The sequence below is a fragment of the Couchioplanes caeruleus genome (assembly GCF_023499255.1).
GTDB classification, from domain to species: domain Bacteria; phylum Actinomycetota; class Actinomycetes; order Mycobacteriales; family Micromonosporaceae; genus Actinoplanes; species Actinoplanes caeruleus_A.
On sequence record NZ_CP092183.1, the window covers coordinates 612734 to 627570 of the forward strand.

Consider the following 14837-nt stretch of genomic DNA (forward strand, 5'->3'; position numbering starts at 1 on the left):
GATGGTACGAAACAGACTCTAGGATCGAGCGATGCGCGTACTGATCGACGGACTGTCGCTGGGCGAGTCGATGCGCTGGCACGACGGCCGGCTCTGGTTCTGCGACTGGGGAACAGGGCAGATCGCGCGCTTCTCCGACGGCAGCGCGACGGCCGTCGCACGGATCGCCGACTTCCCCTTCTGCATCGACTGGCTGCCGGACGGCCGGATGGTCGTGATCACCGGGCGCGGTCCGCTGCTGTGCGAGGAACCGGACGGCACGCTCGGCGCCTTCGTCCGGCTCGAGGCGCCCTACCCGTGGAACGACATCGCCGTCGACCGCGCCGGGAACGTCTTCGTCAACAACATCGGGTACGACTTCTACGCGGGTCCGCCCGGACCGGGAACGATCACCGGGGTCACGCCGCGGGGTGAGGCCCGCGAGGTCGCCGGCGGCCTCGACTTCCCGAACGGGATGGCGTTGGACGGCGACACGCTGATCGTGGCCGAGTCGCACGGCAGCCGGCTCACCGCCTTCGACGTGGCACCCGACGGCGGGCTGCACAACCGGCGGGTCTGGGCCGCCCTCGAGAACGCCGCGCCCGACGGCATCTGCGTTCCGGCACCCGGCCAGGTCTGGTACGCCGACGTGCCGAACAGGGAATGTGTCCTCGTGCGCGAGGGCGGCGAGGTCCTCCGCCGGATCCCGCTGGACCGGGGCGGCTTCGACTGCGTGGTCTGCGACGGTGTGTTGTACGCCGTCACCGCCGTCTACCCGAGCGCCACAGCCCAGGGTCAACTCGTCGCGATCGACCTCTAGACCAGGCTCGCCAGCAGGGCGGTCCAGGCCTCCTCGGCGGCGCCCGCCAGCGGCCCGTCGTCGCCCAGTGCCGCGGCGAGCACCGGCGGTGGCGACGCCCGGCGGAAGGCCATCAGCCCCGCCCGGTACGCCTCCTCCAGCGCCTGCGGTGCCGCGGCCAGCAGGTCGGCGCCCAGGCCGCCCAGCGTCACGAGGTCCGGGTCGAGCCCGTTGACCAGGCCCGCGATGCCCCGGCCCAGGGCGGCTGCCACGGTCGCCGTCGCGGCCGCCGGCTCCGGATCGGGTGCGGTGATGATGCGGCGGGCGTACGAGACGGGGTCGCGGGGCTGGTCGTGGCCGAGCAGCCGGGCCAGCGCCGAGCCGTCGACCGCGGTGCCCCAGCAGCCGTACGCCCCGCACGGGCACGCCACGGCCGGGTCCCCGAACGGCATGTGCCCGAACTCCCCGGCCGCCCCCAGCGCTCCCACCAGGACCTGGCCGCCGTTGACCACCGCGCCGCCGAGCCCCGCCTCGATCCGCAGGTGCAGCGCGACCGACGCGCCGACCGCCACCCCGCGGTGCGACTCGGCCGACGCCGCCAGTGTCGCGTCGTTGCCCGCCACGAAGATCTCGGCGCCGGGCCAGGCGGCCGCCAGGTCCACGTCGTGCCAGCCCAGGTTGCTGGCGTCCAGCACGAGGTCGCGGGAGACCGTGCCGGGCGCCGAGATGCCGATGCCGCGGATGCGGTCGCCGTACTGCCGGCGCAGCCGCGTCACGGCCGTACCGATAGCCGCGACCACCTCCCCGCCGCCGCGGCCGCCGACCTCCTCGCGCACGGTGGCCAGCGTGCCGCCGCCGAGCTCGACGACGTCGACGCGCCAGGCCTCGTGGGTGATGGAGGCGGCGGCGATCAGCGGCCCGCGCGGGTGCGGGATCAGCGAGGTGGTGGGCCGGCCGCGCGCCCCGCTGGGCGCGGCGGGCTGCTCGGCGAGCAGCCCGGCCTGCCCGAGCCGGCCGACGAGCTCCGTGGTCGCCCCGGTGCCGACGCCGATCAGCCGGGCCGCGTCCGCCCGGGTGACCCCGGGACGGGCGTGCACCACCCGCAGCAGCTCGGTCGCGCGCGTCGTCACACCGTTCCCCCTTCTTATGCTCTATGTAAGAGCATATTGTCGGATGGTGAAGCTTCACCATCGCGGCGCCATCGTGGTGCTCGGCGCGTCCTGTTTCGTCTACGTCACCGCGGAGACCATCCCGGTCGGCCTGCTCCCGCAGATCGCATCCGGGCTCGCGGTCCACGAGGCGGACGTGGGGCTGCTGCTGACCAGCTACGCCGTCGTGGCGGCCGTGACCACCGTCCCGCTGACCGCGCTCACCATGCGGATCCCCCGGCGCCTGCTGCTCGCCGCGACCCTCGCGATCTTCGTGCTCTCCCAGGTGGCGGCCGCCTTCGCGGCCACCTTCCTCATCCTTGCGCTCTCCCGGCTGATCTGCGCGGTGGCGCACGGCGTGTTCTGGTCCACGATCGCGCCGGTCGCCGCCCGGCTGGTCCCCGACGGCCAGGCCGGGCGCGCCACCGCCGTGGTGTTCTTCGGCAACTCGCTCGCCATCGTGGCGGGTGTGCCGCTGGGCACGGCGCTCGGCCAGTGGCTCGGCTGGCGGGTCGCGCTCGGGGCGCTCGCGGTCGCCGGGGCCGGCTGCGTGGTGGCGCTGCTGACGGTACTGCCCCGGTTGCCCGCCCTGCCCCGGGATGCGGCCACGCGGGCGGGCGCACAGCTGCGGGCAGCGGTGCGGATCATCCGGTCCGGCCCGGTCGCCGTCGTCTGCCTGCTCACGGCGGTGGTGGTCGTCGGGCACTTCGCGGCGTACACGTACATCGCCCCGCTGGTGCGGCGGGCCGGCGGGCTGGAGGGGCTCGGGCTGAGCGCCCTGCTGCTCGGCTACGGCGTCGCGGGCCTGCTCGGCAACTGGGTGGTGAGCCGGCTCGTGGACCGGCGGCCCCGCGCGGTGCTGCTGGGGCTCATCGCCGTCATCGCGGGCTCGCTGGCGCTGCTCGCACCCGTGCCCGGCCTCGCCGTCACCGTGCTCGCGGCGCTGGCCTGGGGTGGCGCCTTCACCGCGCTGCCCGTGGTGCTGCAGGCGACGATCCTGCGGGTCGCCCCGCGGGCCCGGGACGCCGCCTCGGCCGCCTACGTGGTGGCCTTCCAGATCGGCATCGGCGGCGGCGCGTTCGTCGGCGAGCGGCTGGTCAGCGCCGGGTTGCTCGGCCGGCTGCCGGCGTTGGCCGCCCTGTCGGCCGTGGCGGCGGGCGTGGTGGTGGCCCTCGCCCGCCGCACGTTCCCGGCCCGGTTGCCGGTGCCGGCAGCCGAGCCCGCTACAGGGCCGCTTCGGCCGCCGCCAGGAACGCGTCGTTCTCCTCGGGCGTACCGATCGTGACGCGGACGCCGTCGCCCTGGAACGGCCGGACGATGATGCCGCGCTTCTCGCACGCCGCGCCGAACGCCGCGGCCTGGTCGCCCAGCGGCAGCCACACGAAGTTGGACTGGCTCGAGGGCACGTCCGGCAGCAGCTTGCGCAGCGCCTCGGTGACCCGCTCGCGTTCGCTGATGACGATGGCGCAGCGGCGGCGGACCTCGTCCTCGGCGTCGAGCGCGGCCAGCGCCGCGGCCTGTGCCACCAGGCTGGTGGAGAACGGGGTGAGCACCTTGCGGATCGCCGCGGCGACCTCCGGCTGGCCGACGAGGAAGCCGATCCGCAGCCCGGCGAGGCCCCACGCCTTGCTCAGCGTGCGCAGCACCACCACGTTGGGCCGGTCGCCGTACGTCTCCAGGCCGTCGGGCACCTGGTCGTCCGTGACGAACTCCCGGTACGCCTCGTCGAGCACCACCAGGACGTCGTTCGGTACGGCGTCGAGGAAGCGGTCCAGCTCGGCGCGGCGCACGCTGGTGCCGGTCGGGTTGTTCGGGTTGCACACGATCGCGAGCCGGGTCCGGTCGGTGATCGCGTCGGCCATCGCCGGGAGGTCGTGGCCGTGGCCGGGCGTGTTGGGCACCCGGACGCTCGTCGCGCCCGCGCCGGCCGAGATGATCGGGTACGCCTCGAACGAGCGCCACGCGTACACGATCTCGTCGCCGGGCAGGCAGGTGGCCTTGACCAGGTGCTCGGCGAGCGCGACCGAACCGCAGCCGGTGACGATGCGGTCGGGGCTGACGCCGTACCGGTCGGCGAGCTTGTCGCGCAGCTCCACCACGCCCATGTCCGGGTAGCGGTGCGACTGGGTGACCGCCGTCGCGACGGCCTCCGCCACGCCGGGCAGCGGCCCGAAGGGCACCTCGTTGCTGGCCAGCTTGATCGCCTCCGCGAGGCCCAGCTCGCGGACCAGGTCGGCGACGTTGCGCCCGGGCACGTACGCGGGCAGCGCGTCCAGGTCGGCGCGGGTCAGCCTGCTCATCGTCTTCCTCCGGTGGGATCCGCGGCCTCCGGCTTCGCCGGCTCGGCCTGCTTCGGGTGGCCCGGCGGCACCGCCACCACGACGGTGCGCGCGGACTTGTCGTGCAACGCCTGGTGCAGCCGCTGGTCGAACAGCACGGAGCCGGCGTCGATCAGCTGCGCCACGAAGCCCAGGCCGTAGCAGTTCCAGAGCGGCGTCCACATGCCGAGCCGTCCCCAGCGCCGGAACGCCCGCCCGAACCCGAGCGGGGTGGTGTCCTCCAGCTTGACGACCTTCACCCGCAGCAGCCGTTTGCCGAGCGTCTGACCGCTGTTGGCCAGCGCGGGAACCTCGTACGCGAGCCACAGCGCGGTCGTCACGAACAGCATCGTCAGCATGAGGTACATGGACCGCACGGACGCCGGCTCCGGACTGGCGAACGGCTCGTCCATGGCGGCCCGGAAGATCGGTTCGACCTCGAGCCACCACTGGTACGCGAGCCAGCCGTTCACCAGCACGTTGAGCACGAGCACGGCGGCGATGTCGACGAGCCGCGCGACGAGCCGGCGGCCCAGCCCGGCGAGTGCCATGCCGTGCGGCCGGGCCTGCACCGGGTACGGGTACGGGAACGGCGGCGGCTGCCACCCGGCCGGCGGCACGGGATAGCCGGGCGGCAGGTGGTATCCGGGCGGCACCGGGGGATAGCCGGGCGGCGCCTGCCAGCCGCCGGGCGGTGGCTGCTGCCCGGACGGTGGCTGCTGCCCGGACGGGGGCGGCTGCCATCCGGGGGGCGGCTGCCATCCGGGGGGCGGCTGCCATCCGGGAGGCGGCGGTTGCCACCCGGGCGGCGGTTGCCACCCGGGCGGGGGGTGCCATCCGGGTGGAGGCGCGGGCCAGCCGGGCGGCGGGACCGCGTCGGTGGGCGGGGCGCCCGGTGCCGGCGGCACGCCGGGGGCCGCCGCGGGGCCGGGGGCGGGTGCCGCCGTGCCGGGTGCCGCGGCGGGGGTGACCGGCTGGGCGGCCGCGGGCGGCTCCTCCTCGGCCGGCGGCGGGCCGTCGGGCGGGGTCTGGTCCGCCGGGATGGCCTTGCCCAGCCAGCCCTCGCCGTCCCACCAGCGCTGGGTCGACGGGTCGGCCGGGTCCTTGTACCAACCGGCGGGCAGCGAACTCATGGCGCAACCTTTATCACGACGGTCCCGGCCACCTTGTCGTGCAGGGTCTGCTGGTACGGCTTGTCCCACAGCTGCCAGAACCCGTCGACGTAGCTGAAGAACGGCACGACCATGCCGCCGACGAACTCGATGAGGTAGCGCTTGGCCGCCATGCTCCGGGTCAGCATGGCGCCCGGGGCGATCGGGATCACCCGTACCTTGATGAGCTTCTTGCCCAGCGTCTGCCCGGTGCGGAACATCATCTCGACGTAGTAGACGTAGTACGCCACCAGCAGGAACACGACCAGGCCGAGCTCGGCCAGCACGAACTTGACGAAGATGCCGCCGAAGTCGGGCGTCTCCGGGGCGAACGTCTCCTGCGGCGTCATGTCCGGCAGCACGCTGGTGAACAGCCAGATGAAGACCGGCGCGAAGAGCACCATCGCGACGGCGGTGAGCAGCGCCCCGTCGATCAGGTACGCGAGCAGCCGGGTCCCGAAGTCGGCCAGGGGGCGGCCGTCGGGGCTCAGCGGCACCGGCTGCGGGCGCCAGCCGGGCGGGCCGTACGGCGGCGGCCCGTACTGCTGGGGCGGCCCGTAGTACGGCGGGTAGCCCGGCGGCGGTCCCGCGTATCCGGGAGGGGGCCCGGCGGGTGGGGCGCCGGCCGCCGGGGGTTCGCCGGCCGGCTGCGGCGCCGGGCCGCGGACCGGCCCGGGTTCCGGGCGGCCCGCGGCCGGGGCGTCGTCGTTCGCTTCGGTCACGGGAACAGTGTTACAGGTTTCCGCGCAGCTCCTGCTCCCGCTCGATGGCCTCGAACAGCGCCTTGAAGTTGCCCTTGCCGAAACCGAGCGAGCCGTGGCGCTCGATCAGCTCGAAGAAGACCGTCGGGCGGTCCTGGACCGGCTTGGTGAAGATCTGCAGCAGGTAGCCGTCCTCGTCCCGGTCCACCAGGATCTTGCGCTTCTTCAGCTCCTCGATCGGGGCCCGGACCTCGCCGATGCGGGCGCGCAGCTCGGGGTCGTCGTAGTACGAGTCCGGCGTGTCGAGGAACTCCACGCCGGCCGCGCGCATGGCGTCGACGCTGGCGATGATGTCGTTGGTCGCCACGGCGATGTGCTGCGCGCCGGGGCCGCCGTAGAACTCGAGGTACTCGTCGATCTGCGACTTGCGCTTCGACACGGCCGGCTCGTTGAGCGGGAACTTGACCTTGCGGCTGCCGTCCGCGACGACCTTGCTCATCAGCGCCGAGTAGTCGGTCGCGATGTCGTCGCCGATGAACTCGGCCATGTTGGTGAAGCCCATGACCCGGGCGTAGAACTCCACCCACTCGTCCATCTTGCCGAGCTCGACGTTGCCGACGACGTGGTCGACGGCCTGGAAGAAGCGCTTGGGCTGCAGGCCGGCGTCGATCGCGGGCTGCCGGTCGACGATCGGGGCGCGCCCGACGAAGCCCGGCAGGAACGGGCCGGTGTACCGGGAGCGGTCGACCAGCGAGTGGATCGTGTCGCCGTACGCGGCGATCGCGGCGATCCGGACCGTGCCGTGCTCGTCGGTGACGTCGCGCGGCTCGGTGACGCCGCGGGCGCCGGCGGAGAGCGCGTGGGCGTACGCCTTGTCGACGTCCGGGACGTTGAGCGCGATGTCGTAGATGCCGTCGCTGTGCTTGGTGACGTGGTCGGAGCCGGGCGCCCCGGCGTGCACGGCGCCGGTGATCAGGAACCGGGCGGAGCCGCTGACCAGCACGTACTCGGCGTGGTCGCGGTAGCCCTGCTCGGGGCCGCGGTACGCGACGCACGTCATGCCGAAGGCGGTGGAGTAGTAGTGGGCCGCCTGCTTCGCGTTGCCCACGAGGAACTGGAGGTAGTCGACGCCCTTGACGGGGAAGACGTCGTCGGTAGTCGTGGCGTGTTCCATCATCTGCGTCATGACGAGATGTTGTGCCAGGTCACACCGCTAGGCAATAGTGACAATCTCTGCTGGTCAGTCTGCGCATTCGGTAGGGTCTGGACGCATCATGGCTGCACAAGATGTCCACCTCGACGCCCTGGATGGCAGACTGCTCGCCGCGCTCGCCGGCGAGCCCCGCATCGGGGTCCTCGAGCTGTCCCGGCGCCTCGGCGTCGCCCGCGGCACGGTCCAGGCGCGCCTCGACAAGCTGATCGCCCGCGGCGCGGTCCGCGGTTTCGGCCCCGACGTGTCGCCGGCCGCCATCGGCTTCGGCGTGATGAGCTTCGTGACCCTCGAGATCTCCCAGCGGTACGGCCACACCGCCGTGACCGCGCACCTCACGGAGATCCCCGAGGTGCTGGAGGCGCACACGATCACCGGCTCCGGCGACCTGATGTGCCGGATCGTGGCCCGGTCCAACGCCGACCTGCAGCGCGTGATCGACCGCATCCTGGCGTACGAGGGGATTCTGCGGGCCTCGACGATCATCGCGCTGGCGGAGCAGATCCCGTACCGCACGATGCCGCTGGTCAGGGCCGCCAGCGGCGCATAAGGCATCGACACGGACTAATCGGGCTAACCGCCGGGCGGTGTCGATCTCGTTACCGTACCCGCGTGGCTTCGGGTGGTCCCTCGGCGAAGAGCGTGGCGCTGGTCGGCGTCGTGGTCGTCATCGTGCTGGCCACCACCGGGGTGTGGAACCCGTTCCCGAAACTCTGGTCCTGGATCACCAAGAGCGACCCCATCGCGCCGGGCGTCGCGACCTGGCAGACGGCGATCGGCGGATCACCGCAGAGCGTCACCATCACCGGCGGCGCGGTCATCGTGGAATACCGCACGTCGGTGGAGGCGTACGGGCTGACCGCCGGCGTGCAGCTGTGGAAGTCCGACGCCGACTGGGCCGGGGTGGCCGGCGGGGACTCCGACGCGGTCGTGGTCGTCGGCCGGCTGCTCACCAAGGGGTACGAGGTCCTCGACCCGGCGACCGGGGCGGTCCGGCGCAAGGACACCGAGGCCACCGCGGTGTGGACGTACGCCGACGCGGTCCTCGACCTGCGCTGCCCGGCGGCCGGTGAGTGCGAGCTGACCGCCTGGGAGCCGCGCGGCAGCAAGCCCATGTGGACGGTGCCCACACCCGGCATCGGGTTCGTGCTCAACGCGTCGAACCCCGACCTGCCGGACACCCAGCCCATCGGCAACGACCGGGTCGACGCCCGGGCCGCCGGTCCCCGGCCGCTGCCCAACCTCATCGGGCTGCCGGGCGACGGCAAGGTGCAGATCATCGACACCGCGCAGGGGCGGGTGGCGCTGACCCGTACGCCGTCGCGCGACCAGCGCATCGCGGTCGTCGGCAGCCGGGTGCTCACCGTCACCGGCGAGGCGCGCGACGGCACCTGCTATTACGGCGTGGTCGCGCACGATCCGCCGTCCGGGCAGCCCGTGTGGCAGCGCGACGGGCTCAACCTGCGGACCGCGTCCAGCGACTGCAAGCAGGAGAAGGACCCGGCCGGCGGCTCCGACGTGGTGCTCGGCGTCGACCCGGTGGGCCGGCCGGAGCTCATCGCCGCGCACGACGGGCGTGATCTGTGGCACGGACGGAAGGGGCAGGAGGTGCTCGCGGTCGACAACTCGTACGCCCTCATCCGCAGCACCGACGAGCGGACGGTCAGCGCCCGGTCCTTCGGACGGGGATCGGTGGCGTGGCGCCGTACGGTCAACCCGGGCGCGTCCGCGGCGCTGACGCCGTACGCGGCCATCATCGCTGATGTGAAGCCCAGCCGGATCGTCGCGCTGAGCCCGCGCACCGGGGGTGTGCTGACCGAGGCCCGGACCGATGCGAAGGTCTTCGCGGCCGGTCCCGGCGGCCTGATCCTGGTGTCCGGGCGCGACATGGCCTACCTGCCCTACGCGTCGTGAGCCGGCCGGGCCGCCGCCGGTTCGCACGTCCGGCCGGCGCTGGCCTAGGCTTGCCCGTCATGAGCAGAGCTGCCGCCTTCTCGTACTCGCCCTTGCTCCCCCTCGGGGAGGACACGACCGAGTACAGGCTGCTCGCGGACGACGGCGTGGACGTGGTCGAGGGCCCCGGCGGCCGGCGGTTCCTGACCGTCGAGCCCGAGGTGCTCACGCTGCTCACCGCGGAGGCCATGCACGACATCGCGCACTTCCTGCGCCCCGCGCACCTCGCCCAGCTGCGGTCCATCATCGACGACCCGAAGGCCTCGGCCAACGACCGGTACGTCGCGCTCGACCTGCTGCGCAACGCCAACATCGCGGCCGGCGGCGTGCTGCCGATGTGCCAGGACACGGGTACGGCGATCGTCATGGGCAAGCGCGGCCGGCACGTGCTGACCGACGGGCTCGACGAGCAGGCCATCGCTCGCGGGGTCTACGAGGCGTACACCCGGCTCAACCTGCGCTACTCGCAGCTCGCACCGCTCACGATGTGGGACGAGAAGAACACCGGCTCCAACCTGCCGGCCCAGATCGAGCTGTACGCCGAGGACCCGGGCGGCCAGCCGGACGCGTACAAGTTCCTGTTCATGGCCAAGGGCGGCGGCTCGGCCAACAAGTCGTACCTGTACCAGGAGACCAAGGCGCTGCTGAACCCGGCGCGGATGATGGAGTTCCTGGACGAGAAGCTGCGGCTCATCGGCACCTCCGCGTGCCCGCCGTACCACCTGGCCGTGGTGATCGGCGGCACCAGCGCCGAGCACGCGCTGAAGACCGCGAAGCTGGCCAGCGCCAAGTACCTCGACAACCTGCCCCGGGCGGGCTCGATGACCGGCCACGGCTTCCGCGACGTGGAGCTCGAGGCGGCGGTGCTCGAGCTGACCCGCGACTTCGGCATCGGCGCGCAGTTCGGCGGGCGGTACTTCTGCCACGACGTACGCGTCATCCGCCTGCCCCGGCACGGCGCCTCCTGCCCGGTCGCGATCGCTGTCTCCTGCTCGGCCGACCGGCAGGCGCTGGCGAAGATCACCCCGTCGGGCGTCTGGCTGGAGCGCCTCGAGCCGGACCCCGCCCGCTACCTGCCCGACGTCACCGACGAGTCGCTGGAGACCGACGAGGTGGTCCGGGTCGACCTGCGCCGCCCGATGGACGAGATCCGTGCCGAGCTGGCCAAGTACCCGGTCAAGACCCGCCTGTCGCTGACCGGCCCGCTGGTCGTGGCCCGCGACATCGCGCACGCGAAGATCGCCGAACGGCTCGACGCGGGCGAACCCATGCCGCAGTACCTGCGCGACCACGCGGTCTACTACGCGGGACCGGCGAAGACCCCCGAGGGGTACGCGTCGGGCTCGTTCGGCCCCACCACGGCCGGGCGCATGGACGCGTACGTGGAGAAGTTCCAGGCGGCGGGCGGTTCGCTGGTGATGCTCGCCAAGGGCAACCGGTCGGCGCAGGTCACCCGCGCCTGCCAGGAGCACGGCGGCTTCTACCTGGGATCGATCGGCGGGCCCGCGGCCCGGCTCGCGCAGGACTGCATCCGGCACGTCGAGGTGCTGGAGTACCCGGAGCTGGGCATGGAGGCGGTCTGGCGGATCGAGGTCGAGGACTTCCCCGCGTTCATCGTCGTGGACGACAAGGGCAACGACTTCTTCGCCGAGGTGACGAAGCCGGTCCTGAGCATCGGCCGCCGCTGACCGGCGCGGCGGCCCGCCGCGCCCGGGTCGCTCAGGCGCAGTAGCCGGCGACCGGGGTGAGCCAGTTCGCCAGCTCGGTCCGAAGGACCTTGTCGAGGTCCTTCGTGGTCTTGATCTTGTCGAACAGCTTGCTGTCGTTCCCGCTCTTGGTGAACTTGGCTGCCGAGGTGGCACCCGCCTGCCGCAGCTCCGGATCCTGCGCGGCGGCGGTCTCCTTCTTCATCTTCGCGCCGACGTCCCGGAGCTCCTTGCCCGCCGCCTTCTCCGCGGCCTGGGCGTTGTCGGCCTGCTTCGCCTCCTTGTAGGCGATCATCTTGCCGATCTCCGTACCGAAGTCCTCGGTCCCGTCGCTGTAGATCTTGACGACCTTGGCGCAGACCTTCCTGGTGTTCGCCGTGTAGTCCGGCGCGGCCGACGTGGGCGCCGCCGTCGGCGCGGCCTCCGTGGCAGCGGTGGTCGTGCCGGCCGTCGGCTCCGCGTCACCGTCGCTGCTGCAGGCCGTCCCGGACAGGAGCAGGCCGCCGAGGGTCGCGGCGAGAAGGGCGCGTCGCATGACAAAGATCCTGTTCGTCGGGGACGTCCAAACCCTCGGGACGATACTTCCGCGCCGCTGCCTCGTCCAACCCACGCCCTCCCGACCGGGCCGCGCGCCCGTCCTGTCGTGGCGCCCCCACGTTAGGGTCCGTCGATGTACGGACTGGGTGGAGCGAGGTGACGGAATGCGATTCGGCATTCTGGGGCCGCTGTCGGTGACCGACGCGGGCCGGGAGGTCGTCGTCACCGCCGGCCGGGACCGGACCGTCCTGGCCGTGCTGCTGCTGAACGCGGGCCGGATCGTCGGCGTGGACCAGCTGATCGACGCGGTGTGGGACCACGCGCCCCCGGCGACCGCCCGGGGCCAGCTTCAGACCTGCGTCTCGCGCCTGCGCCGGGTGCTCCCGCCGGACGTGATCATGACCGATCCGGCCGGTTACGGCGTCGCCGCCGGTCCCGACCGGCTCGATGCGGCCGAGTTCACGGAGCTCGTGGGTCGTGCCCGCGCCATGGCCGGAGCCCAGCCGGCGGGCGCCGCGAACCTCTACCGGACGGCACTGGCCCTGTGGCGAGGGCCGGCTCTGGCCGGCATCGACAGCCCGGCCGTGCGGTACCGCGCCGCGGTGCTGGACGAGCAGTACGGCGCCGTGCTGGAGGACTGGATCGACCTGGAAATCGCAGCGGGCCGGGAGGGCGACCTCGTTCCCGAGCTGACCGGGCTCGTCGAGCAGCACCCGCTGCGCGAGCGCCTCCGGGCCCAGCTGATGCTGGCGCTCTACCGGGCCGGCCGGCAGTCCGACGCCCTCGCCGAGTACCGCCGCGCCCGGGACCTGCTGCACGACCAGGTGGGCGTCGAGCCCGGAGCCGCACTTCAGGACCTGCATCGGCGCATCCTGACCGGCGACGTCGGTCCAGCCGCAGGCGCCGCGAGCAGCGCCGAACCGGTCCGCGCCCTGCCGCGCTCGGTGGGCGACTTCACGGGCCGGGAGGAAACCATCGAGCGGCTGCTCCGGGCCGCGACCGACACCGGTCTTCTGACGATCGACGGCATGGCCGGCAGCGGCAAGACGACTCTGGCGCTGCGGGTGGCGGAGATCCTCACCGACAGGTATCCCGACGCTCAGCTGTTCCTCGACCTGCAGGGCCACAGCGAAGGTGAGCCGCTCACGCCCGACGCGGCCCTGCTGGCGCTTCTGCGTCAGCTCGGCCTGGAGGCCGAACGGATACCGCCGGACCCGGCCGGCAGGGCCACGCTGTGGCGTACGCAGCTCGCGGGGCGCCGGGCATTGGTGATCCTCGACAACGCGGCGTCGAGCTCCCAGCTGACCAGGTTGCTGCCCGCCTCGCCGACCACGCTGACCCTGGTCACGAGCCGTCGGCGGCTCATCGGCCTCGACGGAGGCCACCCCGAGTCGTTGTCCGTGCTGACCGAGCGGGACGCGGTGGAACTCCTCGCCAGGATCGTCGGACCTCGGGTCGCCGCCGAACCCGAGGCGGCCATGGCGGTGGCGCGCCGCTGCGGTGGGCTGCCGCTGGCGATCCGGCTGGCCGGGGCCCGGCTGGCGCACCGGCCGGGCTGGCGGGTGGCCGACCTGCTCAGGCGGCTGGGCGACGCGGCGCTGCCCGAGCTGGCCGCCGAGGACCGCGGGGTCGCCCGCGCGTTCGCCATGTCCTTCGAACAGCTCCCGGAGCGCGTCCAGCGGGTCTTCCGCTTGCTCGGCCGGCACCCGGCGGAGCGCATCGGCGCTCTGTCGGTCGCGGCGCTCGCGGGACTGTCCAACGACGACGCGCAGGACGTCCTGGACGATCTCGTCGACGTGAACCTCGTCGAGGAACCGCTGCCGGGTCGATACCGCCTGCACGACCTGGTCCGCCAGTACGCCGCCGGCCTGGCCGAGGCCCTGGAGCCGGACGAGGTGCACGACGCCCTGGCCGGGCTGGTCGACCTGCACCTGCAGGTCGGAAGCCGGCTCGCCCTCGACCGCGAGAGCGACTACGCCCACCGGGACCTCATCGTGGAGCCGCCGCTCCGGCCCGAGCTCGTACGGCTCGCGACGGACGACCCCCAGTGGCCGGAGGAGCACCGCACCGACCTGGTCCCGCTGATCCGTACGGCCGCCGCGATCGGACAGCCGGGCCGGGCCTGGCGGCTGGCCCGCGTCTCGTGGCGGCTGCTGTACCAGAGCGGCTACCTCGCCGACGTCGTCGCCACCTGCTCCGAGGGCCTGGCCGCGGCCACCGAGGCGGAGGACGAGTACGGCGTGGCCATCATGAACAACTACCTCGCCTCCGGGTACTTCGTCCTGGGCCGGCCGGACGAGGCGCTGAGCCGGATCACCGTCATGCTCGATTACCAGCTCCGCACCGGAAACCGCTCGGCCGAGGGACGCGCTCGAGCCAATCTGAGCGGCGTGCTCATGCAGCTCGGCCGCATCGTCGAGGGCCAGGGCGAAGGGCACCGGGCGTACCGGCTGCTGCAGAGCGAGGGCCACCGGAGCGCGCCGGTCGTGCTCCGGGTCCATCTGGGTTACGGCGACGTCGTGGCCGGTCGCTACCGGGAAGCCCTGCGCAGCGGCCGGATCGCGCTGCAATGGTTCGCGGAGAGCCGATCCACGTACTTCGTTCCCAGCGCGCTCATCCTCATCGGGCAGGCCCGGTTGCATCTCGGCGACCTCGGTGCGGCCGAGCGGGCGTTGGAAGCCGCCCTCACCGTCGCCCGTGAGCACCGCATCCACACCGAGGAGGCGGAGTCGACCAACCTGCTGGGCCGCGCCGCGTTCGCCCGGGGAAGGCCCGACCGGGCCGTCGAGCTGCATCTGACCGCGCTGGAGATGAGTCGCGAGCGGGGGTGGCTGCCGCGGCTGGCCCGGTACTCCAACCACCTCGGGCTCGCCATGCGGGCGGTGGACGACGAGCGGGGAGCGGTGGAGCTGCACCGGCAGGCGCTGGCGACCGCGCGCCGGGCGAATCATCCGCTCGAGGAGGGACGGGCCTTGAGCGGTCTCGCTGCGTGTCTCGTCGAACGGGACCGGAAGGCGGCGGTGCGGCACTGGCGGCAGGCGCTCGAGATCTTCGAACGGGTGGGCGTACCGGAGCGCTTCGAGGTGCGGCAGCGGCTGAGTGAGCTGGAGCCGGCGTACGCGAACAGCCCGCTCACCGCGATGTGAACGAGCTGCACGCCCCCGATGTAGCCGTTCCGCTCCCTTTGGGGGCGTGCGATGGCACGGGAGCGGAACGGCCTGGTGAAGCGTGCTCCCCGGCGCTCTCATCGCGCTGTCGTATCGCTCTCACGAGCTATCGTCCGGGGGTTGCAGCGCGGCAGGTTCGGGTTCGGCGCACGGAAGGAGGCCAGGTGC

12 protein-coding genes are annotated in these 14837 nt (G+C 73.0%); 6 read left to right on the forward strand and 6 right to left on the reverse strand.

Annotation, left to right across the window (positions count from 1 at the left end; translation table 11 throughout):
- Positions 1 to 31: 31 nt before the first annotated feature.
- Entirely contained in the window at positions 32 to 799 is a 768-nt protein-coding gene (locus COUCH_RS02905; protein WP_249610557.1) for an SMP-30/gluconolactonase/LRE family protein, read from the forward strand.
- Here the strand turns inward: COUCH_RS02905 and COUCH_RS02910 are convergent.
- The gene (locus COUCH_RS02910; protein ID WP_249610558.1) at positions 796 to 1908 is read right to left on the reverse strand and encodes an ROK family protein; all 1113 of its coding nucleotides are present in this window, start codon (positions 1906 to 1908) and stop codon (positions 796 to 798) included. The two genes, COUCH_RS02905 and COUCH_RS02910, sit on opposite strands and share 4 nt — an antisense overlap.
- Before the next feature lie 43 nt (positions 1909 to 1951).
- Here COUCH_RS02910 and COUCH_RS02915 point away from each other — a divergent pair, with 43 nt between their 5' ends.
- A complete protein-coding gene (locus COUCH_RS02915) occupies positions 1952 to 3211 on the forward strand; it encodes an MFS transporter (RefSeq protein WP_249610559.1) in 1260 nt (419 codons plus the stop codon).
- On the opposite strand, the gene hisC is transcribed toward COUCH_RS02915, so the two are convergent.
- The 4 genes from hisC to hppD are packed head-to-tail and all read right to left on the reverse strand — an operon-like array spanning position 3150 to position 7282.
- On the reverse strand, positions 3150 to 4226 hold the full coding sequence (hisC, locus tag COUCH_RS02920) for a histidinol-phosphate transaminase (protein WP_249610560.1): 1077 nt from the start codon (positions 4224 to 4226) through the stop codon (positions 3150 to 3152). The two genes, COUCH_RS02915 and hisC, sit on opposite strands and share 62 nt — an antisense overlap.
- Positions 4223 to 5377, reverse strand: coding sequence for an RDD family protein (locus COUCH_RS02925; RefSeq protein WP_249610561.1), 1155 nt, complete (start codon positions 5375 to 5377; stop codon positions 4223 to 4225). Before COUCH_RS02925 ends, hisC begins: the two co-directional genes overlap by 4 nt.
- Positions 5374 to 6117, reverse strand: a complete 744-nt coding sequence (locus COUCH_RS02930) for an RDD family protein (RefSeq protein ID WP_249610562.1) — start codon at positions 6115 to 6117, stop codon at positions 5374 to 5376. Before COUCH_RS02930 ends, COUCH_RS02925 begins: the two co-directional genes overlap by 4 nt.
- Positions 6118 to 6127: 10 nt before the next feature.
- Positions 6128 to 7282 (reverse strand): 4-hydroxyphenylpyruvate dioxygenase, encoded by a 1155-nt coding sequence (gene hppD, locus COUCH_RS02935; protein ID WP_249610563.1) that lies wholly within the window; start codon positions 7280 to 7282, stop codon positions 6128 to 6130.
- 88 nt (positions 7283 to 7370) lie between these two features.
- Here hppD and COUCH_RS02940 point away from each other — a divergent pair, with 88 nt between their 5' ends.
- From COUCH_RS02940 to COUCH_RS02950, 3 genes are all read left to right on the forward strand, one after another.
- A complete protein-coding gene (locus COUCH_RS02940) occupies positions 7371 to 7856 on the forward strand; it encodes an Lrp/AsnC family transcriptional regulator (RefSeq protein WP_249610564.1) in 486 nt (161 codons plus the stop codon).
- Between the two features lie 62 nt (positions 7857 to 7918).
- Positions 7919 to 9220 carry a PQQ-like beta-propeller repeat protein gene (locus COUCH_RS02945; protein WP_249610565.1) on the forward strand — a complete coding sequence of 434 codons (1302 nt, stop codon included), beginning with the start codon at positions 7919 to 7921 and terminating at the stop codon, positions 9218 to 9220.
- Positions 9221 to 9279: 59 nt separating this feature from the next.
- On the forward strand, positions 9280 to 10947 hold the full coding sequence (locus COUCH_RS02950; RefSeq protein WP_249610566.1) for a fumarate hydratase: 1668 nt from the start codon (positions 9280 to 9282) through the stop codon (positions 10945 to 10947).
- A gap of 31 nt (positions 10948 to 10978) precedes the next feature.
- Here the strand turns inward: COUCH_RS02950 and COUCH_RS02955 are convergent, their stop codons facing one another.
- Entirely contained in the window at positions 10979 to 11500 is a 522-nt protein-coding gene (locus COUCH_RS02955; RefSeq protein ID WP_249610567.1) for a hypothetical protein, read from the reverse strand.
- A gap of 166 nt (positions 11501 to 11666) precedes the next feature.
- Between COUCH_RS02955 and COUCH_RS02960 the strand changes: the two genes are divergently transcribed.
- On the forward strand, positions 11667 to 14648 hold the full coding sequence (locus COUCH_RS02960) for an AfsR/SARP family transcriptional regulator (protein ID WP_249610568.1): 2982 nt from the start codon (positions 11667 to 11669) through the stop codon (positions 14646 to 14648).
- Positions 14649 to 14837 lie beyond the last annotated feature (189 nt).

Coding starts and splice junctions, on each gene's coding strand:
- COUCH_RS02905 (WP_249610557.1), top strand. CDS start 32: ATGCGCGTACTGATCGACGGACTGTCGCTGGGCGAGTCGATGCGCTGG.
- COUCH_RS02915 (WP_249610559.1), top strand. CDS start 1,952: ATGGTGAAGCTTCACCATCGCGGCGCCATCGTGGTGCTCGGCGCGTCC.
- COUCH_RS02925 (WP_249610561.1), bottom strand. CDS start 5,377: ATGAGTTCGCTGCCCGCCGGTTGGTACAAGGACCCGGCCGACCCGTCG.
- COUCH_RS02950 (WP_249610566.1), top strand. CDS start 9,280: ATGAGCAGAGCTGCCGCCTTCTCGTACTCGCCCTTGCTCCCCCTCGGG.
- COUCH_RS02955 (WP_249610567.1), bottom strand. CDS start 11,500: ATGCGACGCGCCCTTCTCGCCGCGACCCTCGGCGGCCTGCTCCTGTCC.
- hppD (WP_249610563.1), bottom strand. CDS start 7,282: ATGACGCAGATGATGGAACACGCCACGACTACCGACGACGTCTTCCCC.
- COUCH_RS02940 (WP_249610564.1), top strand. CDS start 7,371: ATGGCTGCACAAGATGTCCACCTCGACGCCCTGGATGGCAGACTGCTC.
- COUCH_RS02960 (WP_249610568.1), top strand. CDS start 11,667: ATGCGATTCGGCATTCTGGGGCCGCTGTCGGTGACCGACGCGGGCCGG.
- hisC (WP_249610560.1), bottom strand. CDS start 4,226: ATGAGCAGGCTGACCCGCGCCGACCTGGACGCGCTGCCCGCGTACGTG.